1 protein-coding gene and 1 pseudogene are annotated in these 2043 nt (G+C 65.4%); both read left to right on the top strand.

The features are described 5' to 3' along the window. Window positions 1-368, top strand: a pseudogene (locus VL973_RS12810) (hypothetical protein); the annotation flags it as partial. Between the two features lie 93 nt (window positions 369-461). After that, the coding region (locus tag VL973_RS12805; RefSeq protein WP_325284417.1) for an MFS transporter at window positions 462-2043 on the top strand (1582 nt) is incomplete at its 3' end.

Raw genomic sequence — 2043 nt, 5'->3', positions numbered from 1 at the left:
CGGTGATGGGACCGCCCGATACCGGGACGCCGGGCGATACCGAACGCGTCGGCACGGCGCCCAACGGCCAGCCGCTTTACGCCGCGTCGTGGTATCGGGAACCTTATCCAGAGGAACTGCGCGGCTATCTGTCGACGGCTTCGGGTCCGGGATGGGGGCTGATCGCGTGCCGCACCGCGCCCGATTACCGGGTCGAGGATTGCGTGGCCGTGGGCGAATCGCCCGATCGGTCGAACATCGCGCGCGCGGTGCTGGCGGCTGCTTGGCAGTTTCGCGTCCGCCCACCCCGGATCGGCGGGCAACCCAAGATCGGCGAGTGGGTCCGCATCCGCATCGATTACAGCATCGATCGCCGCCGGGCGCGCTGAACGGTGCGACCATTTGTCGATCCGGCAAAGGCATTGCTTGGAAATTGCCGGAAAATGCGCTTTCTCTGCCGCCGATAAAAAGGGGAGAGGTGGATGGCGACGACCGATGACGGGCTGCCAAGGCAACATGCGGCGACCCAGAATGAAAAGCTGGTCATCGCCGCATCGTCGCTGGGGACGGTGTTCGAATGGTATGATTTCTATCTCTATGGCCTGCTGGCCAGTTACATCTCGGCGCAATTCTTTTCGGGCGTGAACGAGACGACCGGGTTCATCCTGGCGCTGGCGGCATTCGCGGCGGGCTTTGCCGTGCGGCCGTTCGGGGCGCTGGTGTTCGGGCGCATCGGCGATCTGGTCGGGCGCAAGAACACGTTTCTGGTGACGATGGGCATCATGGGCCTGTCGACCTTTGCCGTCGGCCTGTTGCCGTCCTATGCGACGATCGGCGTCGCCGCGCCGTTCATCCTGGTGGCGTTGCGGTTGATGCAGGGGCTGGCGCTGGGCGGCGAATATGGCGGCGCCGCCACATACGTGGCCGAGCACGCCCCACCGGGCAAGCGCGGGCTATACACCAGCTGGATTCAGACGACGGCGACAATGGGCCTGTTCGCGGCGCTGCTGGTCGTCATCGGCCTTCGCACCGCGATCGGCGAGGAAGCATTTGCCGACTGGGGCTGGCGCGTGCCGTTCCTGGTGTCGATCGTCCTGCTTGCCGTGTCGATGTGGATTCGGCTGCAATTGTCCGAAAGCCCGGTGTTTCAGAAGATGAAGGACGAAGGCACCACGTCGAAGGCGCCGTTGACGGAGGCGTTCGGGCAATGGCGCAACCTGCGCTGGGTGCTGATCGCGCTGTTCGGCGCGGGCGCGGGGCAGGCGGTGGTCTGGTATACCGGCCAATTCTATGCGCTGTTCTACCTTGAGAAAATCCTGAAGGTCGACGGCGCGACCGCCAACATCCTGATCGCGATCGCGCTGGCGATCGGCACGCCGTTCTTCATCTTCTTTGGCTGGCTGTCGGACAGGATCGGGCGCAAGCCGATCATCCTGACCGGCTGCGCGATCGCGGCGTTCAGCTATTTTCCGCTGTTCCACGCGCTGACCGACGCCGCCAATCCGGCACTGGCGCGCGCGGTCGCCACCGCACCGGTCAGCGTGGTGGCGCATCAGGACGAATGCTCGTTCCAGTTCGACCCAGTGGGCCGCAACCGGTTCGACAGCACCAGTTGTGACATCGCCAAGGCTTATCTGGCGAAGAACGGCGTCAATTACAGCAACGTCGCCGCCCCGGCGGGAACGGTCGCCGCGATACGGATCGGCGACGCGGTTCTGGGCGCGCCCGACCCGGCGACCGTGACCGGCGCCAACCGTGCGGCGGCGATCACCGCCTATCAGGGACAGGTGCAGGCGGGGCTTGCCGATGCGGGCTATCCGTTGCGCGCCGATCCGGGGCAGACCGACCGCGTGACGGTGGTGCTGATCCTGCTGGCGCTCGTGCTGCTGGTGACGATGGTTTACGGGCCGATCGCGGCATTGCTGGTCGAACTGTTCCCCAGCCGTATCCGCTATACCTCGATGTCGCTGCCCTATCACATCGCCAATGGCTGGTTCGGCGGGTTCCTGCCGACGCTGGCGTTCGCGATGGTCGCGGCGACGGGCAACATCTACTACGGGCTCT

The sequence above is a fragment of the Sphingomonas sp. genome, from assembly GCF_035490575.1.
In the GTDB taxonomy this organism is placed as follows: Bacteria; Pseudomonadota; Alphaproteobacteria; order Sphingomonadales; family Sphingomonadaceae; genus Sphingomonas.
The sequence above is the reverse complement of the archived record's forward strand: the minus strand, read 5'-3'. Positions and strand labels throughout refer to the sequence as shown.